Below are 23,137 nucleotides of genomic sequence, written 5' to 3'. Positions count from 1 at the left end.
GCGCGTTTGGCGCGTGTCCGAAGCAGTTTCGCGCGCAAGCATAGCCAAACCACGCGGGCTTGGCCATCCGCACCGTCAGACGCAGCGCTTCACGTAGACCCCGTTCACCAGCACCCTGGTGCAGCGGACGGCCGGAACCGGCTTGCGGACCACGACGGCCGCGTTCGGCCCGGCGCAGCCGGCGCGATACACGCCGCGGGCGCAGACCACGGCATTGGCGTCGGTGGCCTCGAACGTCATGGTGGCCGCGAAGGCGAGGAGTGCAGAAGCGACGAGCAGCAATGAACGCATGTTGTCCTCCCGGTCTGGTCGTGATCGAAATCGGATCCTTGCAAAAGATTTGTCGTTGCAGGCGTGCGGGAATTCATTGCGCACGCCGCCAATCATTGCCCCGTGCCTTGGCGCGCGATCGTGCGCCGCCTCATCGCGCTGCGAACGGGGCGAGTACGTCCTTGCACGCCGGCGATAGCGAGGCGGCATTGCTGGAGATGCATTGAACGATGCGGCCGCCGCCGGGCGCGACGCCGGCGCAGAGCGTGCGGATATCGGCGCCGCAGGCCGACCTGACGATGAACAGCTCTTCGCGCGGCCGCAGCGGGCGTAAAACGATCGCCGCTGGTGCGGCCGCCGGCGCTGCTGCCGCGGGAGCCGCACCCGCGGGCGCTGCCGTTGCTGCCGCGCCACCGCCGGCTGCGGCGCTCACGGCCTTCTCGCAGGCCGGCGAGACCTTGACCTTGTTCTTCTCCAGGCATTCGAGCGCGGCGGCGCCGCCCGGCGGCACGCTGGCGCACACCTTGGGATAATCGGCGCGGCACGCGCTCTTGACCGCCGCAATCTGCGCGCTGCTCGGCTGCGTGGCGGCAGCAGCCTTCGGCGCCGGCGCGGCGGTCGGCTTTGCAGCGGGAGCGGAGTCAGCCTTCGGCGTGGCAGGCGCCGCTGCCGCCTTGGGTGCGGCCTCGGTCTTCGGCGCAGCGGGCGCAGCTTCGGTCTTCGGAGCCGCAGCAGGTTCGACCGCGCGAACCGCGGTCTGGCATCCCGATGACAGGCTGGACATGTTCTTCGCCAGGCATTGATACGCTTCCACCCCGCCGGGCGTCACGCTCGCGCAATGCGCCATGAAGTCCGAGCGGCATGCCGAGCGGATGGCGCCCTTCTGCGCCTCGGTCGGCGTTTGCGCGAATGCGCTTGTTGCAGTTGCGAAGAACGCTGCCGCCAGCAACGCCTTGCGCGTTGTTGCATGTTTCAACATGTTGAACATCTGAGTATTTCCTGCCCCGTCGGTCACGCCGACGATTCTGAAAATGTGATGCAATCGCAATCGTCGCGGGTAATGCCGCGCGAGCGGCATCATTGGCCGCTTTGACCTCTGCCGCAAGTCAATTATGCCGGCGCAATCGCGCCGCGACGAGAGCATGATCCGGATCCGACGGGCCGCGCGAGCGCAAAGTGTGCAGCGGCTTTTCGAAAATCATGCTCAAACGATACGTCGTCAGAGCCTGACCATGCGCTTGCCGCGGTTTTCGCCCGCGAGCAATCCGATCAGCGCCTTCGGCGTGTTCTCGAGGCCATCGATGATGTCCTCCTGCACCTTCAGCTTGCCGGATTTGACCCAGCCCTGGAGGTCGGCGAGCGCGCGCTGGCTGTCCTTCATGTAGTCCATCACGATGAAGCCCTGCATGACGAGCCGCTTCACCACGATCAGGCCGGGTACGCCGCGCGGGCCGTGCGCGGCAGGCGCGCCGTCATATTGCGAGATCGCGCCACAGCAGGCGATGCGGCCGTAATTGTTCATCTGCGGCAGGCAGGCTTCCAGAATATCGCCGCCGACATTGTCGAAATAGACGTCGATGCCTTTTGGCGCGGCTGCACGTAGCGCCTTGAACACCGCGCCGTCCTTGTAGTCCACCGCGGCATCGAAGCCGAGCTCTGAGGTCAGCCAGTTGCACTTGTCCGTGCCGCCGGCGATGCCGATCACGCGGCATCCCCTGATCTTGGCGATCTGTCCGACGATCGAGCCGACCGAGCCTGCTGCCGCGGAGACCACGACCGTCTCGCCCTCTTTGGGCTTGCCGATCTCCAGCAGGCCGAAATAGGCGGTGAGGCCGGCGATGCCGAACACGCTGAGCAGATGCGTCATCGGTTCGAGCTTCGGCACTTTGGTGAGGTGCTTCGCAGGCACCGCGGCAAACTCTTGCCAGCCGGTATCGCCGAACACGATGTCTCCGGGTGCGAGCGCCGGCGCCTTCGAACTGACGACCTCGGCGATGGCGCCGCCGGCCATCACGCTGTTGGCCTCGACGGCGGAGCGATAAGTCGCCCCGTGCATCCAGGCACGGTTGGCGGCATCGAGCGAGATGTAGCGCACGCGCAGCAGGGCCTCGCCGTCCTTCGGCTCCGGTGGTGCGCTCTCCACCATCTTGAAATGCTCGGGGCCGAGTTTGCCGCTGGGCTTTTCCACCAGGAGAATTTGACGATTGATGCCGCTCATGGCGTTCCCCTCTTCGATTGTTTGGCAATTATTGATGCAACCGCAGCCAAGAAAACGTGCAAGCCGCATTTGTTGTGCGCTGCGTGAAAGCTAGATCGCCGCGCTCCATTTCACAATGGGAACATCCGGCCAACGCGACCACACGCAAAGCGTGTTGCGTCGCCGTGATATCTGCGACATCATGAAGCGCCGGTGTACGTGGGGGTAAGCGATGTCCAACAGGTTCACGCAATACATTCTGGCGGCGATGGTGCTCGGCATCATCATAGGCTCGGCGATCTACAACTTCCTGCCCGACACGCGCGCCGATTGGGCATCCTCCATCAACCTGATCGCCATGATGTTCCTGCGCCTGATCAAGATGATCATCGCGCCTTTGGTGTTTGCGACCCTGGTCGGCGGCATCGCTCATATGGGCTCGGGCTCCAAGCTCGGCCGCATCTTCGCCAAGACCATGGGCTGGTTCGTCAGTGCCTCCTTCGTCTCGCTGCTGCTCGGCCTCGTGATGGTCAATCTGCTCCAGCCCGGCGCCAACTTCCCCGGCACGCTGCCCGCGGCAGGCCAATCGACCGGCCTGCCGGTCTCGGCCTTCTCGATCGAGAAATTCCTGACCCATCTGATCCCGACCTCGATTGCGGACGCGATGGCGCAGAACGAGATCCTCCAGATCGTGATCTTCGCCGTGTTCTTCTCGGTGGCGATGGGCGCGATGCCTGAACGCTCCAAATCGATCCTGGCGCTGATCGACGACGTCGGCCACATCATGCTGAAGGTGACAAGCTATGTGATGCTGTTCGCGCCGCTCGCAGTGTGGGCCGCGATCACCGCGACGGTCGCCAAGAACGGGCTCCTGGTGCTCTGGAAGCTTGTCGTCTTCATGGGCGGCTTCTATCTCTCGCTGGCGATCCTGTGGGGCCTTCTGGTCATCGTCGGCTTCATCGTGATCGGGCCGCGCTACAGCCATCTGCTCAAGCTGATCCGCGAGCCGCTGATGATCGCGTTCTCGACGGCGAGCTCGGAGGCGGCCTATCCGAAGACGCTGGAGGGCCTCAACCGCTTCGGCGCCTCGTCGCGGATCTCGAGCTTCGTGCTGCCGCTCGGCTATTCCTTCAACCTCGACGGCACGATGATGTACTGCACCTTCGCCAGCATCTTCATCGCGCAGAGCTACCACATCGACATGCCGCTCGGCACCCAGCTCGCGATGCTGGCGACGCTGATGATCACCTCCAAGGGCGTCGCCGGCGTGCCGCGCGCCTCCCTCGTCGTGATCGCCTCGACGCTGGCACAGTTCAACATCCCCGAGGCCGGCCTCTTGATGATCATGGGCATCGACACCTTCCTCGACATGGGTCGCAGCGCCACCAACGTGATCGGCAACACGCTGGCGACCTCGGTGGTTGCGAAATGGGAAGGCGAGCTCGGGCCCGAGCATGCGCTTGAACCGGGCGACCTCGTGCCTGAGGACATGGTGCCGGGCGAAGTGCCTGCGATGGCCGGCCATGGATAGGAGCGAACCATGGGCCAGACACTGGCGAGGTCAGTGATCGGCGGCGTCCTGTGGGTCGCAGCAGCATCGTTGCTCGCGACCTCGGCGGTCGCACAGACCGGCGGCAGCGAAGGGCTCAGCCCGACGCTGTCGGCTATCAAGACAGCGCACACCGTGCGGCTCGGCTATCGCGAGAGCTCGCCGCCGTTCTCCTTCCTCGACCAGGCGGGTCGCCCGATCGGCTACAGCCTCGAGCTCTGCGAGGCCATCGTCGAGGAGATCGGCGTCGAGGTCGACGACCCCAATCTCAGAATCGACTACGTCAAGGTCACCTCGGACGACCGCATCGAGGCCGTGCTTCAGAACAAGATCGACCTCGAATGCGGCTCGACCACGGCCAATGCCGAGCGTGGCAAGCGCGTCGCGTTCTCGCCGCTGATGTTCGTCGCCGGCACCAAGCTGATGGTGCCGAAGGGAGCGGCCGTTTCCGGTGTCGCGGATTTGAAGGGCAGGACCGTCGTCGTGACCAAGGGCACGACCAACGAGCAGGCGATGCACGCCGTCGACAAGAAGCTCTCGCTCGGCCTTAACATCGTGACCGCGCCGGATCACGAGCAGTCGTTCCGGATGGTGGCCGACGGCAAGGCGGATGCGTTCGCGACCGACGACATCCTGCTCCACGGCCTGATCGCGCGTCACAAGGCGCAGGAATATTTTCGCGTGGTCGGGGACTATCTGTCCTACGATCCCTACGGCATCATGTTCAGGAAGGGCGAACCGCAACTCGCCGCCGTGGTCGAACGCGCCTTCCGCAAGCTCGGCTCCAACCGCGACCTCGTTCCGCTCTACAACAAATGGTTCACTGCACGGCTTCCCACCGGCGAACGCCTGAACGTGCCGATCTCGCTGCAATTGGAGGAAGCCTTTAAGGCCATGGACGATTCGCCGAGCGCGAATAATTAGCGGCTTCTCTTCTTACCCTCCCCTGGAGGGGGAGGGTCGATCGCGCAAAGCGCGAGCGGGGTGGGGTGATCCCTCCACACGGGCGGTGTGTAAGGTGGAAAGACCGTCACCCCACCCCGTCTCGCATCGCTGATGCGCTGCGAGCCGACCCTACCCTCCAGGGGAGGGTGGGCCGAGCTCGCGGCCGCTAGTTCTGGCCAAACACCCGGTCCAGCGCCGCGTCATACGTCGCCTGCACCAGCTCCGGATGCAGCTTGCCCAACGCTTCCATCATCACGCCGGAATTGATCTCGAGCACGCGCCAGGTGCCATCGACGCGGACCACGTCAATTGACGCAAAGGCGATGCCGATGGCGTTTGCTGCGTGGATGGCGACTCTCACGCAAACCTCGCGAACCTCGCTGTCCACCAGCAACACCGGCTTTGCGCCGGCATCGAGATTGTGTCGCCAATCTGTGCCGCGCTGCTTGCTGTAGACGATGAGAGGTACATCATCGAGCAGCACCACACGGACCTCCTCCTCGATCGCGACATAGGGCGAGATCACGAGTCCGGCGCTCATCGAGAAAACTTCGCCAACCGCGTGGTCGAGTTCCGTCTCCGTCGTCACCTTGAACACCAAGCGCCCCGATGTCCCTTCGTTCGGCTTCACCACCACGCCTTGCGGATGGTCGCGAAGCAGCTCGAGCATTGCCTCTCGCCAGGTGGGGCCAACAACATGCTTGCCCAGCTTCGGGTTGAGGAAGAGGTGATGGGGAACGCAGGGCACGCCCGCAAGCGTCAGCGCTTCGGCGGTGGCCGATTTGTCGTTGGCGAGGCGGTGGGCGATGGCGCTGTTGAGGCCGATGTCGTAGCCGAAAGCGAAGCGGCGCTCGTCGCCCCGGCGCATCGCGATCAGCCAGCCACTGGCGCGGACATCGACCGTGATGCCGTGCTGTGCGCAATAGCGCCTAATCGCCTGGACGAAGATCCGCTCGCCGTTTGCCATGTGATTCAGTCGTTCCTGTCGCCAAAAGCCGCAAAAATGCGGAAAACGGCGCCAAACCGGGGTGAAAATCAGAGCTATTCTTAATGAAATTCTCGTTAGCGCGATGGAAATTAAGTGCTGCCGTCGAGCCTCCAAGGGAAAAGAAATTGCCCGCCGCCCGCGCTGGGCAGCAAATTCATTAATGATGCGCCCAATTCAGCCCAAATGCCGGTTTGATCGGCATCAATTGCTTCCGAAACGAGGTTGATTATTGGTCTCAATGGCGTAGATCACACACGCGAAATCCTCCGCCATGGCAGATGGTGCCCGCCCGCTGTCAGGGGCCGGGCAACGCTTTTGCCCGAAAACCGCAATATATTCGGAATATCGAAAATCATGAGCGCGTTTTACCGAGAGAAGGTTCTTTCCGTCCACCACTGGACCGATACGCTGTTCAGCTTCCGCGCCACGCGCGACACCGGCTTCCGCTTCCAGAACGGCCAGTTCGCCATGATCGGCCTCGAGGTCGACGGCCGCCCGCTGCTGCGCGCCTACAGCATGGCGAGCGCCAATCACGAGGAACAGCTCGAGTTCTTCTCGATCAAGGTTCAGGACGGTCCGCTGACCTCGCGCCTGCAGAAGATCAAGGAAGGCGACACCATCCTGGTTGGCCGCAAGGCAACCGGCACGCTGATCACCGACAATCTCCTTCCCGGCAAGCGGCTGATGCTGCTCTCGACCGGAACCGGCCTTGCGCCCTTCGCGAGCCTGATCAAGGACCCCGAGGTCTACGACCAGTTCGAGTCGATCGTGCTGGTGCATGGCTGCCGCCAGGTCTCCGAGCTCGCCTATGGCGAGAAGCTCGTCGCGAATTTGCGTGAGGACGAGGTGTTCGGCGAGCTGCTCGCGGACAAGCTGGTCTACTATCCGACCGTGACCCGCGAGCCGTTCCGCAACCGCGGCCGCATCACCGACCTCATCAACTCCGAGCAGATCTTCAACGACATCGGCCAGGGCCCGCTCGACATCGCAACCGACCGCGTCATGATGTGCGGCAGCCCGGCGATGCTCGAAGAATTGAAGCTGATGTTCGAAGGCCGCGACTTCGTCGAGGGCTCCGGCAACAAGCCAGGCCATTTCGTGATCGAGAAGGCGTTCGTCGAGCGGTAAGCCCGCTCTTTGTCGTCTCGGTGTCGTCCTGGCCTTGTGCGCAATTGCGCACGGGAGCCAAGACCCATACCCACCGAGTGAGGTTTGGCGAAGGCTGGTCGTTATCAGTCTTCGCAACAACCCCGCTTAGGGGTTATGGGTCCTGGCTTTCGCCAGGACGACGGCGGTGGGTGAAGCGTCTTGCCCGGCTGACCGTCCCTTTCTCTCCCATCTTCCTGCTGCACTGCAAAAGCCCGCCCATCGGGCTGATTGATTTGTCTCAGCCGAATTCGCTAGCCTGAAACAAGGGCCGCGTCATATCCGTATGACAGGCACAGGCGTATCGTAGCGCTCATGCTGGCGAGAGGACGTGATCGTGGCCGAGGACAACAAAACGCAAGAAGCTCCGAAACGCCTGCCACTGGCGGAAGAGGGGGTCATGGAAACCCTGCTGCTTCCGTTCTCGCCGCGCTTCATCGTGCTGACGATCTGCGCGGTCGTCACCGCGCTCCTGATCGCCATCGGTATCGCCGACCGCAAGATCTTCGACATCCTGCTGGTCCCGATTCTGATCTTCGCCGCGCTGACCCTGCTCGGCGTCCGCGATCTCCTGCAGAAGAGCCACGCGGTGCTGCGCAACTATCCGATTTCGGCGCACATCCGCTTCCTGCTGGAAGAAATCCGCCCCGAGATGCGGCAATACTTCTTCGAGAGCGAGAAGGACGGCATGCCGTTCTCGCGCGACACCCGCGCGGTGGTCTATCAGCGCGCCAAGATGGAGCTCGACAAGCGTCCGTTCGGCACCCAGGAGGACGTCTATCGCGAGGGCTACGAGTGGATGCATCACTCGGTATCGCCGAAGGCGCATGCCAGGGAAAAATTCCGTGTCGCCATCGGCGGGCCGGATTGCGCAAAACCGTATTCGGCCTCGGTGTTCAACATCTCGGCGATGAGCTTCGGCGCGCTCAGCCCGAACGCGGTGCGTGCGCTCAATGCCGGCGCGAAGAAAGGCGGTTTTGCGCATGACACCGGCGAGGGCGGCGTCAGCCCCTATCACCGCGAGATGGGCGGCGACATCATCTGGGAGATCGGCTCCGGCTATTTCGGCTGCCGTCATCGCGATGGCACCTTCGACCCCGAGGCGTTCGCGCGCGTGGCCGGCGAGGACCAGATCAAGATGGTCGAGCTCAAGATCAGTCAGGGCGCCAAGCCGGGTCATGGCGGCGTGCTGCCGGCGGCAAAAGTCTCGGAAGAGATTTCCAAGATCCGCGGCGTCGCGATGGGCGAGGATTGCATCTCGCCGGCCTCGCACCGCGCCTTCTCCACGCCGGTTGGTATGATGCAGTTCGTCGCCGAGATGCGCCGCCTGTCCGGCGGCAAGCCGGCCGGCTTCAAGCTGTGCATCGGCCATCCCTGGGAATTCCTGGCGATCTGCAAGGCGATGATGGAGACCGGCATCTATCCCGACTTCATCGTCGTCGACGGCAATGAGGGCGGCACCGGCGCGGCGCCGCTGGAGTTCATGGATCATCTGGGCATGCCGATGCGCGAGGGCGTCAATTTCGTCCACAACGCGCTGGTCGGCATCAATGCGCGCGACCGCATCAAGATCGGCGCGTCCGGCAAGATCGCCACCGCCTTCGACATGGCGCGCGCCATGGCGATCGGCGCCGACTGGTGCAATTCGGCGCGCGGCTTCATGTTTTCGCTCGGCTGCATCCAGTCGCTGAGCTGCCACACCGACCGCTGCCCGACCGGCGTTGCGACGCAGGACCCGACGCGTGCGCGCGCGCTCTACGTGCCGCTCAAGATCGACCGCGTTCAGAATTACCACCATGCGACGCTGCACTCGCTGACCGAGCTGATCGCCGCCGCCGGCCTCGAACATCCGCAGCAGCTGCGCCCGATCCATTTCAGCCAACGGACATCGACGACCCAGGTGCAATCCTTCGCACAGCTCTATCCGGCGCTGCGGCCCGGCGAGCTGCTCGAAGGCACGGAAGATCCGCGGTTCCGCGACGGCTGGCGGATGGCGCGCTCCGAGACGTTCCAGCCCGCGCTGTGAGCGTCGCCTCGGTTGCAAGACCGCCGGCTCCGGCGCATAATTCATTGGCTGAGAGGCTGCGTTAAACGCTTGGTTCAACTTTGGGTGTAGTTTGGCCCCATGGACGAACGGCGCGACAAGGCGAGACATCGCGTACTGAAAGCCGGAACCATCGAGTTCGGCGGCGGCGCGATCGACTGCACCGTCCGCAACCTGTCCGATACCGGCGCAGCGCTCGACGTCACCAGCCCGGTCGGCATCCCCGACCGTTTCACCCTGTTCGTCCACGCCGACGGAAAGCATCTGTCCTGCACCGTGGTCTGGCGCAAGGAAAAGCGGATCGGGGTGAGGTTCGGGTGAGGGTTTTGTGTTTGGCCTGAGCGCGGGCTCCAATCTCCACTGTCGTCCCGGCGCAGGCCGGGACCCATACCGCGTGATCTAACGATCGCGGTTGGTAGCAATACCGAACGCCGAGTCTCGCCAAACCACTCCCTGTGGCTATCGCCACGAGCGCAAGGGCTCGCTCGGGGGGCCCGGATCGGCGCGCGCTTGAAGGCGCGCTTGTCCGGGACGGCGAGTGGAGATTGGCGCGGCAGCATACGCTAGCCCATACAAGCGCACTCAACTCACGCCGCCGCCTGCTCGCCCAGCCGGCTCGCCAAAATCTTGTCGATCCGTCGTCCATCGAGATCGACCACCTCGATGTGCCAGCCGGCGAAGTCGAAGGCGTCGCCGACATTGGGCAGCATGCTGAACTGTTGCAGCACGAGGCCAGCCACCGTGTTGTAGCGGTGCGGCGGCAGCTCGATGCCGAGCAGCTCGCCGAACTCGTCGACCGGCATCCAGCCGGAGATCAGGAGCGAGTCGTCGTCGCGCCTGACAAAGGCCGGCTCGGGCGGCCCCTCCTCGGAATGAAAGGCGCCGACGATCGACTCGAGGATGTCTGCGGCCGTCACCATGCCTTCGAACGCGCCGTATTCGTCGTAGACGAAGCCGACGTGGACCGGCGCAGCTTTCAGGATGGTCAGCACATCGCGGGCATCCGCCGAGGCCGGAATGCCCGGCGCCTCGCGCACGAGTGCGCGCAGATCCGGCGCGCGCTCGTTCATATAAGCGATCAGCAGGTCCTTGGCCTGGAGCACGCCGATCGGCTTGTCGCGATCGCCGTCCGAGACGGGGAAGCGCGAATGCGGGCTCTTTGCGATGATCTCGTGAATGGTCTCCGGATCGTCGTTCAGGTCGATCTCATCGACCTCGGTGCGCGGCGTCATGACCGCGCCGACCGGGCGGTCGCCGAGCCGCATCACGCCGGCGATCATCTCCTTCTCACCGGGCTCGAGCACGCCTGCGCTCTCGGCCTCGCGGACAAGATGATGGATCTCGTCCTCCGAGACCTTTTCCTCGGCGCTGCCGCCGCGGCCGAGCAGTGTGAGGATCAGCTTGCCGGAGACATCGAGCAGGAACACGAGCGGCAGCGAGATCCGCGCCAGCACGTGCATCGCGGGCGCGACCCTGACCGCGATGCTCTCGGGATCGCGCAGCGCCACCTGCTTCGGCACCAGCTCGCCGACGATCAGGGTGGCGTAGGTGATGAGCGTGACGACGAGGCCGACGCCGACGATGTCGGCAATGCCTGAGGACATGCCGAGCTCGACCAGCCATTGCGTCAGCCGCTGCCCGAGCGTCGCACCCGAGAATGCGCCGGAGAGCACGCCGACGAGCGTGATGCCGATCTGCACCGTCGAAAGAAATTTGCCGGGATCGGCCGCCAGCGTCAGCGCCCGCTCGGCGCCACGGACGCCCTTGGCCGCGAGCAGCGACAGCCGCGCCGGGCGGGACGACACCACGGCCAGCTCGGACATGGACAACAGGCCGTTGATGACGATCAGGACGACGACGATGACGAGTTCGATCGAGAGCATTGACGTTCCGAGAGTAAGCCAGTGTCGCCGGATGAGGGCACGAGTATTGATATAGGTATTCCGGGAGGAAATGCCGACCATTCTGTCGCATTCGGTACCACGGGGAACCCGTGATCGACGGCGTTCCGACAGGTCCGCGACGAGATGGCACTCCGCGGAACTACGGGGCGTTACTTAACGGGCTCTTAGTGGCCGCCGGCTAGGTTTCCGACAATTTGCAGAATGTATTCGGGGACCAGGATGCGGATCGGGAAGCTTTTCGCGCTGTCGATGCTGACGGTGACGGTTTTTGCAGTCATCCTCGGCGCCGAGGTGCTCATACCCCAGACACGCATCTTCACGAACCGCTCCGACGCGATCAAGACCGTCGACGCCTTTGCGGCGACCCTGATGGTCAGCCAGCAGGTCGCCGGCCTTCGTGCCCCCTACATTGGACCGATCTTCCAGGATGCCGCAGCCACACAGGCCCAGATCGATAATGCCGCGAAGGCGGGGAAAGCCGCCGATGCCGCATTCGAGGGCGCAAGGCGAGCCATCATTGTGCTCGATGACGGTGCTGCGATGGTCGAGAACCTCGACCGCGCCACGCGACGGTTGAAGGAGATCTACGCGGCGGCCGATCGCGCGATGGGCCTTCCTCTGGCGGCGCGCGATAGCTCTGCGATCAAGGGCTTCCTGCCCGGAGTCGCCGAGGTGCTCGGCAGCATCGAGCCGATCATGAACCGGCTCGAGGCGAAGGTCATCAATGCCGATTCCTCGCTTGCGGCGCTGTTGAGCCTGGCACGGACGGCGCAGGATCTGCGGGTTGCCGCCGGCAGCCGCGCGGCCACGCTGTCCCCCGCGCTGTCCGCGCGTCGCCCGCTCACGTCGGCCGAATTCTCGCTGATGGATCGCATGCAGGGGCGTGTGGAAGCCGACCGCGAGCGCATCGAGGCCGGCATCGACCAGCTCGGGAATCCGCCGCGGATCGCCACCGCGCTGAAGGCGGCAACGGAATCTTATTTCGGAAAAGCAGCAGATGCCGTGGACAAGGAGATGGCTGCTGCGCGCAGCGATGGCAAATATGGCATCGACAGCGATGAGCTGGCAAAGGTCATCGTACCGGCCATCCAGATGTTCTACGGCGTGCGCGACGCCGCGCTGGCCGAAGCGGCCGATCGCGCTTCGTCCTCTCGTGATGGTGCGCTGGCGATGCTGGCGCTTGCGGCCGTCGCGGTGCTGGCATTGCTCGGGACGCTCGGTGGTGTGACCGTGATGCTGCGCAGCCGTGTGGTGACGCCGCTCGGCCGACTCGCCGACGTGATCGGAACGCTCGCCGTCGGACAGCACGAGGTCGAGATTCCCGCAAGCGGCCGCAACGACGAGATCGGCCAGGTCGCGGGCTCGCTCCGGCACTTCAAGGATTCGCTCGTCGCCAAGAAAGCTGCCGACGAGGCAGCCGCGGTCGAAGCCGAGGCGAAGCTTCGGCGCGGCCAGCGCATGGATCGGATCGCGCGCGAGTTCGAGGCCATGATCGGCGATGTCATCAACACCGTGTCGTCGGCATCGTCGGAGCTGGAAGTCTCGGCGGGAACGCTGACGAACACGGCCGATCAATCGGAAAAGGTCACCGCGACCGTCGCGGCCGCCTCCGAGCAGGCCTCAACCAACGTGCAGACCGTTGCCGCGGCGGCGGAGGAAATGGCCTCGTCGGTCGACGAGATCAGCCGGCAGGTCCAGGATTCCGCGCGCATCGCCGGCGAAGCGGTGCAGCAGGCGGGGCGCACCAATGATTATGTCGGCGAGCTCGCCAAGGCGGCGGGGCGGATCGGGGACGTGGTCGAGCTCATCAGCCAGATCGCAGGCCAGACCAATCTTCTGGCCCTCAACGCCACCATCGAGGCGGCCCGCGCCGGCGAGGCCGGACGCGGCTTCGCCGTGGTCGCCTCCGAGGTCAAGGCACTGGCCGAGCAGACCGCCAAGGCCACCGGCGAGATCAGCCAGCAGATCACTGGCATTCAGACCGCGACCGAGGATTCGGTCGGCGCCATCAAGGCGATCGGCGACACCATCGCCCGCATGTCCGAGATTGCTTCCGCAATCGCCGCGGCGGTCGAGGAGCAGGGCGCGGCGACGCGGGAGATTTCCCGCAACGTGCAGCAGGCGGCGCGCGGCACTCAACAGGTCTCCACCAGCATCGTCGACGTGCAGCGCGGCGCCAGTCAGACTGGTTCGGCCTCCGCCAACGTGCTCGCGTCCGCGAGATCGCTGTCCGGCGAGAGCAGCCGTCTCAAGCTCGAGGTCGGAAAATTCCTGGACGCGATCCGCGCCGCGTAGAGCGTCGCGATATCAGACTTGATTGCTGCAAACGAGGTGCACTCCCTCTCCCGCTTACGGGAGAGGGTCGGGGAGAGGGTGTTTCCACAATGGGACTATCCCCAAGAGGGGAAAGCCCTCACCCGGCGCTTCGCGCCGACCTCTCCCGCAAGCGGGAGAGGTGAAACGGCCGCAATGATCTGATTTCACCACTCTTGCCGCGTTCAGAACTCCCCGTGCAGCCGCCCTGAAAACACCGACACCGGTCCACGGTCGGCGTTGTAGGCGGGGTTGACGATGAGCTGGTAGTCGGCGGTGAGAGTGAGATTCTTGTTCACAGCGTAGGCGTAATAGGTCTCGAGGATGCGCTCGTTGCGGTAGTTGAGCGCGCCGTCGCCGATGAGCACGCCGAGGCCGCCGGCGGCGAGGAAGTCGCGATAGTCCTGCGAAATCGCGTTGACCGCGCCGCCGATGCCGATCACGTCGTCAGGCCGGCCCCATTTCGTGCCCTTGATCGACAATCCCGCGGACAGGCTGCGATGAATGTCGGTGAAGGCCAGCGTTTCGAAACGGCCGTCGTTCCAGCTCCAGCGGCCAAACAGCCCGACATCGTCCGTGATCGCCTGTTCGAGGTTGAGCACATAACCGTACTTCACACGGCCACGCCGGGTCTGCGCGATGTCGAGATTGAGCGCGGGATTGTCCAGCGTCTCGCGGAAGCTTCCCATGTTGGCGCTGTCGAGCCAGCCCATGGTCCTGAGCTTGCCGGGCTGGCCGAACAGCGAGAAGCGCGTCTCGAGCTCGAGCACGTACTGGCCGCGTTCCCCGACTTTTGTGTCGAAATGATTCGAATTGGACTCGGAGACCATCAGGAAATAGCCGCCACGCAGCGCCCAGTGCTTCTGGTTGAGCTCGGCGGTGACGCCATAGGTGAGGCCGACCTTGTCGGCGGAATAGTCGAAGGCGCCCGGCGCCCATAGCGACCAGTTCATGAAGTCCTTGCGGGTGTCCTTGGCATAGGCATTGCCGTCGAACACGTCGACCACCGCGAACTTGCCGGCCTGCAAGGTGAGCCTGGAAACGTCGACCTTCTGCCCGAGCTGCAGCTGGCTGCTCGCAAGCTCCTCCTGCTCGCCGCCGAAGCCGAAGGTCTGGCGCACGAACAGGCGCGAGGTGTTGTAATGCGGATAGGGGAAATTCGACTTCTGCGCTTCGCCGTTCGGGAATCCGGCGGCACCGACCGTGTCGTTCAGTCCAAATCCCTGGAGCAGCTCGGGATTGTAATAGACCTCGCCGCCGTCCCAGAGCCGTGCGTTCAGGAACAGGCTGTTGCTCCAGGTCGCCTTGGCCTGCGCCGAGGGTGAGAGCGAGTTCGGTCCGGTGTAGAGCGCGGGGAACGACGGATAGCCTTGCGGCAGATAGGTGCTCTGGCCGTGAATCTCCCAGCGATCGGATTCCGTGTCGATCAGCGAGCTCTTCGGGTCATAGCTCGGCATGCCCGGCCAATCGACCTTGCGGTTGAGGCCGAGCCTGACCTGCTGGAAGTCGAGCGACGAGGAGCTGTATTGGGCTCCCGTGGAGAAGGCGACATTGGCGCCGTCGAAGCGGCTGTAGAGATATTCGAGCCGTGCGCTCCAATGCGGCGCAAAGCCGTATTCGATGCCCCCGCCCGCGATCCAGCCGGGCCGCGTGTTCAGGATTTTCGGGACTTCGGCGCCGGAGGCCGGCGTGTCGAAGTAGCGCTCGCCCATCCAGGCAAAGCCGCCGGTGGCATAGACCAGCCACGGGCCGCTGGTGTAGCCGACGCGGCCGCGCAGGCTCGCGGTGTAGTCCCATTGCTGGGTGAGGGTGTTGGCGGGGGTGGCCAGGAAGGAGACGATCGAGTTCGAGACAATGTAGTTGGGAAACGAGAAATCGCCTTCGACGCCGACCAGCCAGCCGGAATTGAGCCGGTAATTGTAGCCGGCCTGCACGCCGCCGATCATGCCACTGAAGACGCCGCTGTCGCTGACTGCGGTGCCGTCGTTCAGCGCAAAGTGCGACGAACCCCGGCTATAGCCGGCATGCGCGCCGATATAGAGGCCCGTCCAATCATAGACCGCTCTCAGCGCCGGCGCCTTCAGCGGCAGATCGGCCGCGGTGCCTGTGGCGGGCAAAGCCAGCACACCCGTGGCAATCGCCGCGGCTGTCCGCAAGTACCTGTAACGGTGACCTCCCAACGTCAAAACGCACGCCCCCAAACGCGAATGCATCCACCCGCCGCGACATCCCTGCCGATTCGCGGCGACCCTGTCATCAGGTCTTAGGTGCTCACGCGATCGAACGAGATGATCTCGATCCGGCGCGATTTCGTCCCAAGCCCCTCGTCTTGCTACGGACCTTATTGCGATTAATTCGCAATAGCAACTGGCGCGCGTCGCCGCAGAGGATGGTTCGCACCCCTGTGTGACGGGACTGCAACAAAGTCGGAGTCCAAAACAGATGACCCCGCCCGGGGGGACGCCGGGCGGGGTCGGGGGCACGACACGGGGTGGATGAGGCGCCCGTGTCGGACGCAGGATCCACGTGGGAGATCGGCCTCAGATACTCAGATCAGTAGCAGGTACGAACGCGGCCGACGTACTGGCCGAAGGCGTTGTACTGGGCGACCCAGCCGCAGCGGTGATAGCCGTAGTAGTAGGGATCGTTGCTGGCGGCGATCGCGGAGCCGACGACGGCGGCGGTGGCGATGCCGGCGCCCACGCCCCAGACCCAGCCCGGCTGCTTGGCCTCGGCCGAGGAGGTGGTGGACACGATGCTGCCGGTCACGGCGAGCGTAGCGAGAGCGACTGCGGCAAGCTTGGTCTTGATCGACATGTGAAACTCCATCCGGGGTTGAGGCGGTCCGTTGTGGCCCGCGTGCCCAGTTGGACGGAGGCTCCTCGCGTCCGGTTCGAAGCCGGGAAAGGCGGTCGCCGAGCCCTGTGCTTTCCTGAACAATTCCAGGAGGATGGGAGCTAGCCGAGGGGCCCCTTGGCGAGCCTGTTCACGTCGAAGTTATCGACCTCGCTCAGTAGTTCGCAAAAGGCCGTCGCGCCCTGATCGATCAGGCGTTCGCCCTTTTCTGCAACGGCCAGCGTCGCGTTGCCGACGGCGCCGCTGGCGTTGAGATCCTGCGCCTGCCAGGCGAACGGCGCGGGACGTTGCGTCGACAGCCAGCGATACTGCTGCTCGATCGCGATGCTGCTCGCGGGAAAATCCGCGATCGCATGCGTGCGCACCTGATCGGGATAGCGCGCCAGCATGATCGAGGTCTCGACCGCGCCGCCGTGAATGCCGTGGCGCACTTCATCGGCCGGGAACAGTTTGTCGGCGCCTGATAGCCGCGACCACGACGTCGTCACCACGAACAGCTTGTGGTGCGCACGAAGATCCTGCGCGATCAGCATCATCGCCGCGCTGTTGCCGCCATGGCTGGTGATGATGACGAGCTTCTTCACGCCGCGTCGCGCGACGTCCTCGCCGATTGCGGTCCATCGCTTCAGCGCGGTTTCAGTCGGCAGCGTCTGCGTGCCCGGATAGTCGATATGCTCGGTGGAAATGCCAACCGGCTCAACGGGCAGAAAACTGGCCGGAACGGTTTCGGGCAACAGCTCGCGCACGCGCGCCAGATACGCGTTCGCGATCAGCACGTCGGTTTCGAGCGGCAGATGCGGGCCATGCTGCTCGGTCGCCGCCAGCGGCAGCACCGCAATCCAGCGCGAGGCCTCGGCCGGGGCCGCATCGGCCCAGCGGATCTTGGTCCAGTCGCGCGACGGCATCATTGAGCTTTCCTTGAAGGTTTCTTTGGAGGTTTCTTTGCCTGAATTTGTCACGTAATTTGGGGTATGAGGGGACGCGGGCCCGGCCGGCTCGCGTCCCCGAACTTCATGCGGTTTTATCGCGTTGCGTTCACATCGGCCAGCAACGATCGACGGAGTCCCTTCATGAGCCCTTCTCATCTGCGGCGAGCGTTAACGGCAGGCTTGATGGCCGCTTTGGTCGGAAGCGTCCCGGTGCGGGCCGAGATGCTCGACAAGGTCACCTTCGGCACCAATTGGGTCGCCGAAGCCGAGCATGGCGGCTTCTTCCAGGCGGTCGCCGACGGCACCTACAAGAAATACGGCCTCGACGTCACCATCGTCCCCGGCGGGCCGAATGAAAACAATCGGATGCTGCTGATCGCCGGTAAGATCGATTTCTTCATGGCCGCAAACACGCTGATGTCGTTCGATGCGGTCGCCAATAACGTTCCCGTCGTCACCATCGCCGCGATCTTCCAGAAGGATCCGCAGGTGATGCTGACGCAACCCGACGCCAAGGTCGCCAAGATCGAGGATCTCAAGCCGCTGACGCTGTTCGTCTCCAGGGAGGGCATGACCAGCTACTTCCAGTGGCTGAAGTCCGAATATGGATTCAGCGAGAAGAACGTCCGTCCCTATAATTTCAATCCGCAGCCCTTCATCGCCAACCCCAAGAGCGCCATGCAGGGCTACGTGACATCCGAGCCCTTCGCGGTCGAGAAGGCGGCCGGCTTCAAGCCCAACGTGCTGCTGCTCGCCGACTACGGCTTCAACACCTATTCGACCCTGATCGAAACCCGCCGCGAGATCGTCGAGAAGAAACCGGATCTGGTGCAGCGCTTCGTCGATGCCTCCATGATTGGCTGGTACAATTACATCTACCGCGACAATTCCGCCGGCAATGCCATGATCAAGCAGCTCAATCCGGAGATGACCGACGATCTGCTCGCCTATTCCGTCGCCAAGATGAAGGAGCACGGCATCGTCGATTCCGGCGACAGCCTGAAGAACGGCATCGGCGCCATGAGCGATGAGCGCTACACCTCCTTCTTCAACAAGATGGTGAAGGCCGGCGTGGTCAAGCCCGACCTCGATTTCCGCAAATCCTATACGCTGCGCTTCGTCAACAAGGGCGTCGGCGTCGAGCTGCGCCCGAGCAAGCCGTAACGCATGCTGAGATTTGAGCAAGGTGCGTCGGCGTCGTCCACCTCTCCCGAAGGGAGAGGTCGCATCGCATCGTCAGATGCGATGCGGGTGAGGGGTTACGCTCTCTCCTGGGACCTGAGCCCCCTCACCCGGCGCTGCGCGCCGACCTCTCCCCGTTGGGGAGAGGTGAAGTGCGCCCGAAATGCAGCAGCCCGCGATCAATGGTAGCGAGCCAAACGTCATCCACCGTCGAGGCCAGCTTGACGGCTCTCGCCGTCAGCCTGCGCGGCGTGACGAAGACGTATGACAACGGCGTCATGGCGCTCGGCCCGCTCGACCTCGCGGTGCGCAAGGGCGAGTTCATTTCGCTGCTCGGCCCGTCCGGCTGCGGCAAGTCGACCGCACTGCGGCTGATCGCGGGGCTCAGCACGCCCTCGTCCGGAATCGTGCGGGTGGCGCGCCACGAGGGCGTGCCGCAGCCGGGCCACGGCATCGGCTTCGTGTTCCAGGAGCCGACCCTGATGCCCTGGACCAGCGTGCGCGACAACGTGCGGCTACCCCTGAGGCTTGGCCGCGTCCCGAAGGCAGAGGCCTGCGCGCGCGCCGACGCGGCGCTCGCTAGTGTCGGGCTCGCCGATTTTGCCGATGCGTTTCCGCGCGAGCTCTCCGGCGGCATGAAGATGCGGGTGTCGCTGGCGCGCGCGCTCGTCACCGACCCCGATATCCTGCTGATGGACGAGCCATTCGCCGCGCTCGACGAGATCACGCGCTTCCGCCTCAACAATGATTTGCTCGCGCTGTGGCGCAGCCTCGGCAAGACCGTCATCTTCGTCACCCATTCGGTGTTCGAATCCGTCTACCTGTCGCAGCGCGTGGTGGTGATGACGGCGCGGCCCGGCCGCATTCAGGCCGACCTCCGTATCGAGACAATCGAGCCGCGGGCTGAGGAGTTTCGCACCTCGGCGGCCTATTCCGATTATTGCCGAAGAGTGTCGGCCGCGCTGGCGCCGTCCTATGCGGGGCAGTCGACGCTATGAACGCGCAACCTGCCGTCACCGTAAAACCGTCCGGCGCGCAACGCGCGATGCGCTTCGTGCTGCCCGTCATCGTGTTCGCGGCCGGCCTCCTCGCCTGGGAACTGGTGGTCCGCATCAAGGAGATTCCGCCCTACGTGCTGCCGGCGCCCTCAATCATCGTCCTGACGCTGGTCAAGGACTGGGCGGTGCTGTCACAATCGCTTGCGACCACGCTTCTGACTACGCTCGAGGGTTTTATCGCGGCCAGCATCGGCGGCATCGCGCTGGCGCTGCTGTTCAATCAGTCGAAATGGGTCGAGTATTCGCTGTTCCCCTACGCCGTTGTCCTCCAGGTGACGCCTGTCATCGCGATTGCGCCGCTGCTCCTGATCTATCTGGAGCAGCAGACCGCGGTGGTGGTCTGCGCCTTCATCGTCGCCTTTTTTCCGGTGCTGTCCAACACCACGCTTGGGCTCAATTCGGTTGACCGCAATCTCGCCGGCTTGTTCCAGCTCTATGGCGCCTCGCCGCCACAGACCCTGCGCTTTCTCAAGCTGCCCGCGGCGCTGCCCTACATTCTCGGCGGCTTGCGCATTGCCGGCGGCCTGTCGCTGATCGGTGCGGTCGTGGCCGAGATCGCGGCGGGAACGGCGGGTGCCGGCTCTGGGCTCGCCTACAGGATCGCCGAGTCAGGCTATCGATTGAACATACCCCGCATGTTCGCGGCGCTGCTTTTGTTGTCACTCGCCGGGATTGTCATCTATGGGGTGCTGGCGCTAGTTTCGCACCTCGTTTTACGGCGCTGGCATGAGAGCGCGCTTGGAAAGGAAAACTGATGTCTACCGGTTCGATTTCGTCCGAAAAGATCGACCTTCTGATCTATGGGCCGGTGCGGCCGATCCTTGAGAACGGGTTTTCCGACCATTTCGTCGTGCACAAGGCCGAGACGCGTGGTGACCTCGAGCGACTGACGCCGGCCGTGCGCGACAGGATCCGCGGCGTCGCCGTGACCTATCACACCGTGCGTGCCGACAAGGAATCGCTGTCGCAGCTGCCCAAGATCGAGATGGTGGCGAGCTTCGGCGTCGGTTACGACCACATCGACGCCAAATACGCGGCCGAGCACAACATCATCGTCACCAACACGCCCGACGTCCTGACCGAGGAGGTCGCTGACGTTGCGATGGGCCTTCTGATCTCCACCCTGCGCGAGTTCATCAAGGCCGACCGCTACGTCCGCTCCGGATTATGGCAGACGCAGAACTATCCGCTTAGCGTCGGCTCGCTGCGTGACCGCAAGGTCGGCATCGTCGGCATGGGCCGGATCGGCCAGGCCATCGCGCGCCGGCTCGATGCCTCGCTGGTGCCGGTGGTCTACCATTCTCGCAATCCGTCCAAGGACGTCTCCTACCAGCACTATCCCGATTTGATCGAGATGGCGAAGGCGGTGGACACGCTGATGGTGATCGTGCCCGGCGGCGCCAGCACGAACAAGATGATCAATGCCGAGGTGCTGAAGGCGCTCGGCCCGCGCGGCGTGCTCATCAACGTCGCGCGCGGCTCGGTGGTGGACGAGCCGGCGCTGGTGCAGGCGCTGAAATCCGGCACCATTCTCGCCGCCGGCCTCGACGTGTTCGCGGCCGAGCCGAACGTGCCGGACGAGCTCAAGTCCATGCAGAACGTCGTGCTGCTGCCGCATATCGGCTCGGCCTCGGTAGTGACACGCAACGCGATGGACCAGCTCGTGGTCGACAATCTCAAGTCCTGGTTCGCCGGCAAGGCGCCGCTGACGCCGGTTGCGGAAACGCCGTTTAGGGGGCGCTGATGAGAGCTCTTCGGGGCGTTGCATTCGCCGTCGCGGCCTGCTTGGCCGCGATCGGCATCGCGCATGCGCAGGATGCGACGACCCTGAAGAAGCAGATGCCCGGGCAGTGGGAGCTGTCGACCACCGAGCGCAGCAAGACCTGCGTCGTCACGCTCAAGGGCGACGCCGCGGGCCAGGGTTTTAAGCTGGAGCTGGAGCCGACCTGCAAGACCGCGCTGCCTTTCACCAAGGACATCGTCGCCTGGAACGTCCGGGGTCTCGACATCGTCCGCTTGCAGGATGCGACCGGTGAAGCCGTGATCGACTTCACCGAGGTCGAGGCCGGCATCTTCGAGGGCCTGCGCCAGGGCGAGGGCGTCTACATCCTGCAAGATCTCGCCGCCGCGCGCTCGATGGCCAAGTCGATGGACCAGATGATCGGCGACTGGTCGATGGTGCGTGGCAACGGTCAGCTGGTGTGCGGGCTGACGCTAACCAACACCGAGGCAGGGGGCGACAATTTTCAGGTCTTCCTCAAGCCGAAATGCGACGCGGCGATCGCACAGTTCAACCCGACGCAATGGCGGCTCGAGCGCGGCCAGATCATCCTGATGTCGAAGGCGGGCGAGGCCTGGCAGTTCGAGGCCGACGACAATGCGCAGTGGCGGCGCGTTCCCGACACCGCCGATCCCCTGATCATGCTGCGTCAGTAGGCTCGTTCAGCACCGCCGCGACGATGACGCGGCGGCCTCTCATGGGGAACCGGACCGGCAGGGAATCGGTTAGCGGAACAGGTGATTCCGTTGGGAGATCCGCATGGCCAAGCGTGTCCTCGCGATCGGCATCGAGCCCGGCAATGCGGATTATAGCGCATTCCCGCAGCTCACGCCCGAACATGTCCGCAGCTACATCGAGGCCCAGCTCCTGCGTTTGCGCGGCCTCGGCTTCGAGGTCACGAGCTGTCTGATCGATCTCGATGCGACCGCCGAGGCCGCCGTGACGGCGGCGCTGCGCGACGAGCGCTTCGACTGCATCGTGATCGGCGCCGGGCTCCGCGATTCCAAGGAGCGCCTGCTGCTGTTCGAGAAGGTGCTCAACCTCGTCCATCGCCTGGCGCCGGAAGCCGCGATCTGCTTCAACACCACGCCGGCCGACACAGTCGAAGCGGTGCAGCGCTGGGTCCAACCCTGAGATGGTCGACTGAGATCGGGCGCGTGCTCGCTGGCCTCGGTGCCGTGCAATCCCGCTGTCGCTAGATCAGCCGCATCCCGCGCAGGCTGGCGTGGCCGCTTCGACCGACGATGATGTGGTCGTGCACGGCGATGCCGAGCGGTTTTGCGATGTCGATGATCGCCTTGGTCATCTGGATGTCGGCCTGGGAGGGCGAGGGATCGCCGGAGGGGTGGTTGTGCACCAGGATCAGCGCGGTCGCGGAGAGTTCGAGCGCGCGCTTGATCACCTCGCGTGGATAGACCGGGGTGTGGTCGACGGTGCCGGTCTGCTGCACCTCGTCGGCGATGAGCTGGTTGCGCTTGTCGAGGAAGAGCAGGCGGAATTGCTCCTTGTCGGCGAACGCCATGCTGGTGCGGCAATAGTCGATCACCTCGTTCCAGGACGACAGCGCGTTGCGGCTGTTGACCTCGCCTTTGGCGACGCGGTGCGCCGCCGCTGCGATCAGCTTGAGCTGGTGGATCGCGGCCTCGCCGACGCCGTCCACCTCGCGCAGGCGCGCTGCGGGGGCATGCACGACCTCGGCGAACGAACCAAAGGTCTTGATCAGCGTCTTCGCCAGCGGTTTTGTGTCCCGCCGCGGCAGCGCGGCAAACAGCGCCATCTCCAGCAGCTCGTAGTCGCTGAGCGCATCCGCGCCCGCGCTGTAGAAGCGCTCGCGCAGCCGCTCGCGATGGCCGTGATAGTGCGGCGTGTCCTCCGGCTTGCTCTTGTCGTGGTCTGGCTTGGCGGGCATCGGCCGCCAGCATTGCCGGGGCCCAGCGTTTTTGCAACCGTCAATTGCGGCTCGGCGCCGCTCTGGC

General features: G+C 64.4%; 21 protein-coding genes. 12 read left to right on the top strand and 9 right to left on the bottom strand.

Annotated features, from left to right (window positions below; genetic code table 11):
* Nucleotides 1-75 precede the first annotated feature (75 nt).
* From ACNJX8_RS39935 to ACNJX8_RS39925, 3 genes are all read right to left on the bottom strand, one after another.
* Nucleotides 76-291 (bottom strand): hypothetical protein, encoded by a 216-nt coding sequence (locus ACNJX8_RS39935; protein ID WP_018316432.1) that lies wholly within the window; start codon nucleotides 289-291, stop codon nucleotides 76-78.
* A 130-nt stretch (nucleotides 292-421) separates the two neighbouring features.
* Nucleotides 422-1,258, bottom strand: a complete 837-nt coding sequence (locus tag ACNJX8_RS39930; protein WP_439359046.1) for a cysteine rich repeat-containing protein — start codon at nucleotides 1,256-1,258, stop codon at nucleotides 422-424.
* 231 nt (nucleotides 1,259-1,489) lie between these two features.
* The gene (locus tag ACNJX8_RS39925) at nucleotides 1,490-2,488 is read right to left on the bottom strand and encodes an NADP-dependent oxidoreductase (RefSeq protein ID WP_439359045.1); all 999 of its coding nucleotides are present in this window, start codon (nucleotides 2,486-2,488) and stop codon (nucleotides 1,490-1,492) included.
* Between the two features lie 211 nt (nucleotides 2,489-2,699).
* Here ACNJX8_RS39925 and ACNJX8_RS39920 point away from each other — a divergent pair, with 211 nt between their 5' ends.
* Together ACNJX8_RS39920 and ACNJX8_RS39915 are read left to right on the top strand one after the other, a co-directional pair.
* Nucleotides 2,700-3,998, top strand: a complete 1,299-nt coding sequence (locus ACNJX8_RS39920; RefSeq protein ID WP_439359044.1) for a dicarboxylate/amino acid:cation symporter — start codon at nucleotides 2,700-2,702, stop codon at nucleotides 3,996-3,998.
* A 9-nt stretch (nucleotides 3,999-4,007) separates the two neighbouring features.
* Nucleotides 4,008-4,940, top strand: coding sequence for an amino acid ABC transporter substrate-binding protein (locus ACNJX8_RS39915; protein WP_439359043.1), 933 nt, complete (start codon nucleotides 4,008-4,010; stop codon nucleotides 4,938-4,940).
* Nucleotides 4,941-5,127: 187 nt separating this feature from the next.
* Here ACNJX8_RS39915 and ACNJX8_RS39910 read toward each other — a convergent pair whose 3' ends face one another.
* Nucleotides 5,128-5,928 carry an ATP-grasp domain-containing protein gene (locus ACNJX8_RS39910; RefSeq protein ID WP_439359042.1) on the bottom strand — a complete coding sequence of 267 codons (801 nt, stop codon included), beginning with the start codon at nucleotides 5,926-5,928 and terminating at the stop codon, nucleotides 5,128-5,130.
* A gap of 375 nt (nucleotides 5,929-6,303) precedes the next feature.
* On the opposite strand from ACNJX8_RS39910, the gene ACNJX8_RS39905 reads away from it, so the two are divergent.
* The 3 genes from ACNJX8_RS39905 to ACNJX8_RS39895 all read left to right on the top strand — a co-directional run bounded on the left by ACNJX8_RS39905 (nucleotide 6,304) and on the right by ACNJX8_RS39895 (nucleotide 9,460).
* Nucleotides 6,304-7,077 carry a ferredoxin--NADP reductase gene (locus tag ACNJX8_RS39905; protein ID WP_091896801.1) on the top strand — a complete coding sequence of 258 codons (774 nt, stop codon included), beginning with the start codon at nucleotides 6,304-6,306 and terminating at the stop codon, nucleotides 7,075-7,077.
* Nucleotides 7,078-7,495: 418 nt separating this feature from the next.
* Nucleotides 7,496-9,121 carry an FMN-binding glutamate synthase family protein gene (locus ACNJX8_RS39900; protein WP_439359041.1) on the top strand — a complete coding sequence of 542 codons (1,626 nt, stop codon included), beginning with the start codon at nucleotides 7,496-7,498 and terminating at the stop codon, nucleotides 9,119-9,121.
* A 99-nt stretch (nucleotides 9,122-9,220) separates the two neighbouring features.
* On the top strand, nucleotides 9,221-9,460 hold the full coding sequence (locus ACNJX8_RS39895; protein WP_091896804.1) for a PilZ domain-containing protein: 240 nt from the start codon (nucleotides 9,221-9,223) through the stop codon (nucleotides 9,458-9,460).
* Between the two features lie 266 nt (nucleotides 9,461-9,726).
* Here the strand turns inward: ACNJX8_RS39895 and ACNJX8_RS39890 are convergent, their stop codons facing one another.
* Complete coding sequence (locus tag ACNJX8_RS39890; protein WP_128936977.1) at nucleotides 9,727-11,022, bottom strand: hemolysin family protein; 1,296 nt, start codon at nucleotides 11,020-11,022, stop codon at nucleotides 9,727-9,729.
* A 240-nt stretch (nucleotides 11,023-11,262) separates the two neighbouring features.
* Between ACNJX8_RS39890 and ACNJX8_RS39885 the strand changes: the two genes are divergently transcribed.
* A complete protein-coding gene (locus ACNJX8_RS39885; protein ID WP_439359040.1) occupies nucleotides 11,263-13,338 on the top strand; it encodes a methyl-accepting chemotaxis protein in 2,076 nt (691 codons plus the stop codon).
* A 203-nt stretch (nucleotides 13,339-13,541) separates the two neighbouring features.
* Here ACNJX8_RS39885 and ACNJX8_RS39880 read toward each other — a convergent pair whose 3' ends face one another.
* The 3 genes from ACNJX8_RS39880 to ACNJX8_RS39870 form a co-directional block, all read right to left on the bottom strand.
* Nucleotides 13,542-15,512 carry a carbohydrate porin gene (locus tag ACNJX8_RS39880; RefSeq protein ID WP_439359039.1) on the bottom strand — a complete coding sequence of 657 codons (1,971 nt, stop codon included), beginning with the start codon at nucleotides 15,510-15,512 and terminating at the stop codon, nucleotides 13,542-13,544.
* Between the two features lie 397 nt (nucleotides 15,513-15,909).
* Nucleotides 15,910-16,173, bottom strand: coding sequence for a hypothetical protein (locus tag ACNJX8_RS39875; protein ID WP_164934759.1), 264 nt, complete (start codon nucleotides 16,171-16,173; stop codon nucleotides 15,910-15,912).
* Between the two features lie 140 nt (nucleotides 16,174-16,313).
* Nucleotides 16,314-17,120, bottom strand: a complete 807-nt coding sequence (locus ACNJX8_RS39870) for a creatininase family protein (RefSeq protein WP_439359038.1) — start codon at nucleotides 17,118-17,120, stop codon at nucleotides 16,314-16,316.
* 162 nt (nucleotides 17,121-17,282) lie between these two features.
* Between ACNJX8_RS39870 and ACNJX8_RS39865 the strand changes: the two genes are divergently transcribed.
* The 6 genes from ACNJX8_RS39865 (at nucleotide 17,283) to ACNJX8_RS39840 (ending at nucleotide 22,295) form a co-directional block, all read left to right on the top strand.
* On the top strand, nucleotides 17,283-18,305 hold the full coding sequence (locus ACNJX8_RS39865) for an ABC transporter substrate-binding protein (RefSeq protein ID WP_439359037.1): 1,023 nt from the start codon (nucleotides 17,283-17,285) through the stop codon (nucleotides 18,303-18,305).
* A 200-nt stretch (nucleotides 18,306-18,505) separates the two neighbouring features.
* Nucleotides 18,506-19,321: an ABC transporter ATP-binding protein gene (locus tag ACNJX8_RS39860; RefSeq protein ID WP_128955892.1), complete on the top strand. Its 816-nt coding sequence runs from the start codon at nucleotides 18,506-18,508 to the stop codon at nucleotides 19,319-19,321.
* Nucleotides 19,318-20,136, top strand: a complete 819-nt coding sequence (locus ACNJX8_RS39855; protein ID WP_128940274.1) for an ABC transporter permease — start codon at nucleotides 19,318-19,320, stop codon at nucleotides 20,134-20,136. Before ACNJX8_RS39860 ends, ACNJX8_RS39855 begins: the two co-directional genes overlap by 4 nt.
* Nucleotides 20,136-21,125, top strand: coding sequence for a 2-hydroxyacid dehydrogenase (locus tag ACNJX8_RS39850; protein WP_439359036.1), 990 nt, complete (start codon nucleotides 20,136-20,138; stop codon nucleotides 21,123-21,125). The genes ACNJX8_RS39855 and ACNJX8_RS39850 overlap by 1 nt, the downstream gene beginning before the upstream one ends.
* Entirely contained in the window at nucleotides 21,125-21,817 is a 693-nt protein-coding gene (locus tag ACNJX8_RS39845) for an AprI/Inh family metalloprotease inhibitor (protein WP_439359035.1), read from the top strand. Before ACNJX8_RS39850 ends, ACNJX8_RS39845 begins: the two co-directional genes overlap by 1 nt.
* Nucleotides 21,818-21,920: 103 nt before the next feature.
* Nucleotides 21,921-22,295, top strand: coding sequence for a hypothetical protein (locus ACNJX8_RS39840; RefSeq protein ID WP_439359034.1), 375 nt, complete (start codon nucleotides 21,921-21,923; stop codon nucleotides 22,293-22,295).
* Nucleotides 22,296-22,356: 61 nt separating this feature from the next.
* Here the strand turns inward: ACNJX8_RS39840 and radC are convergent, their stop codons facing one another.
* Nucleotides 22,357-23,070: a RadC family protein gene (gene radC, locus ACNJX8_RS39835; RefSeq protein ID WP_439359033.1), complete on the bottom strand. Its 714-nt coding sequence runs from the start codon at nucleotides 23,068-23,070 to the stop codon at nucleotides 22,357-22,359.
* Nucleotides 23,071-23,137 lie beyond the last annotated feature (67 nt).

Origin of the sequence: Bradyrhizobium sp. SPXBL-04, assembly GCF_051853035.1 — a bacterium.
Taxonomy (GTDB): Bacteria; Pseudomonadota; Alphaproteobacteria; order Rhizobiales; family Xanthobacteraceae; genus Bradyrhizobium; species Bradyrhizobium zhanjiangense.
This window is presented reverse-complemented; position numbering and strand designations above follow the sequence as displayed.

What these genes read in the sequence shown, in the direction of transcription:
- ACNJX8_RS39920 (WP_439359044.1), top strand. Translation starts at nt 2,700, where the DNA reads ATGTCCAACAGGTTCACGCAATACATTCTGGCGGCGATGGTGCTCGGC.
- ACNJX8_RS39885 (WP_439359040.1), top strand. Translation starts at nt 11,263, where the DNA reads ATGCGGATCGGGAAGCTTTTCGCGCTGTCGATGCTGACGGTGACGGTT.
- ACNJX8_RS39930 (WP_439359046.1), bottom strand. Translation starts at nt 1,258, where the DNA reads ATGTTCAACATGTTGAAACATGCAACAACGCGCAAGGCGTTGCTGGCG.
- ACNJX8_RS39900 (WP_439359041.1), top strand. Translation starts at nt 7,496, where the DNA reads ATGGAAACCCTGCTGCTTCCGTTCTCGCCGCGCTTCATCGTGCTGACG.
- ACNJX8_RS39925 (WP_439359045.1), bottom strand. Translation starts at nt 2,488, where the DNA reads ATGAGCGGCATCAATCGTCAAATTCTCCTGGTGGAAAAGCCCAGCGGC.
- ACNJX8_RS39845 (WP_439359035.1), top strand. Translation starts at nt 21,125, where the DNA reads ATGAGAGCTCTTCGGGGCGTTGCATTCGCCGTCGCGGCCTGCTTGGCC.
- radC (WP_439359033.1), bottom strand. Translation starts at nt 23,070, where the DNA reads ATGCCCGCCAAGCCAGACCACGACAAGAGCAAGCCGGAGGACACGCCG.
- ACNJX8_RS39855 (WP_128940274.1), top strand. Translation starts at nt 19,318, where the DNA reads ATGAACGCGCAACCTGCCGTCACCGTAAAACCGTCCGGCGCGCAACGC.
- ACNJX8_RS39870 (WP_439359038.1), bottom strand. Translation starts at nt 17,120, where the DNA reads ATGATGCCGTCGCGCGACTGGACCAAGATCCGCTGGGCCGATGCGGCC.
- ACNJX8_RS39865 (WP_439359037.1), top strand. Translation starts at nt 17,283, where the DNA reads ATGAGCCCTTCTCATCTGCGGCGAGCGTTAACGGCAGGCTTGATGGCC.
- ACNJX8_RS39840 (WP_439359034.1), top strand. Translation starts at nt 21,921, where the DNA reads ATGGCCAAGCGTGTCCTCGCGATCGGCATCGAGCCCGGCAATGCGGAT.
- ACNJX8_RS39850 (WP_439359036.1), top strand. Translation starts at nt 20,136, where the DNA reads ATGTCTACCGGTTCGATTTCGTCCGAAAAGATCGACCTTCTGATCTAT.
- ACNJX8_RS39910 (WP_439359042.1), bottom strand. Translation starts at nt 5,928, where the DNA reads ATGGCAAACGGCGAGCGGATCTTCGTCCAGGCGATTAGGCGCTATTGC.
- ACNJX8_RS39890 (WP_128936977.1), bottom strand. Translation starts at nt 11,022, where the DNA reads ATGCTCTCGATCGAACTCGTCATCGTCGTCGTCCTGATCGTCATCAAC.
- ACNJX8_RS39915 (WP_439359043.1), top strand. Translation starts at nt 4,008, where the DNA reads ATGGGCCAGACACTGGCGAGGTCAGTGATCGGCGGCGTCCTGTGGGTC.
- ACNJX8_RS39875 (WP_164934759.1), bottom strand. Translation starts at nt 16,173, where the DNA reads ATGTCGATCAAGACCAAGCTTGCCGCAGTCGCTCTCGCTACGCTCGCC.
- ACNJX8_RS39895 (WP_091896804.1), top strand. Translation starts at nt 9,221, where the DNA reads ATGGACGAACGGCGCGACAAGGCGAGACATCGCGTACTGAAAGCCGGA.
- ACNJX8_RS39905 (WP_091896801.1), top strand. Translation starts at nt 6,304, where the DNA reads ATGAGCGCGTTTTACCGAGAGAAGGTTCTTTCCGTCCACCACTGGACC.
- ACNJX8_RS39935 (WP_018316432.1), bottom strand. Translation starts at nt 291, where the DNA reads ATGCGTTCATTGCTGCTCGTCGCTTCTGCACTCCTCGCCTTCGCGGCC.
- ACNJX8_RS39860 (WP_128955892.1), top strand. Translation starts at nt 18,506, where the DNA reads ATGGTAGCGAGCCAAACGTCATCCACCGTCGAGGCCAGCTTGACGGCT.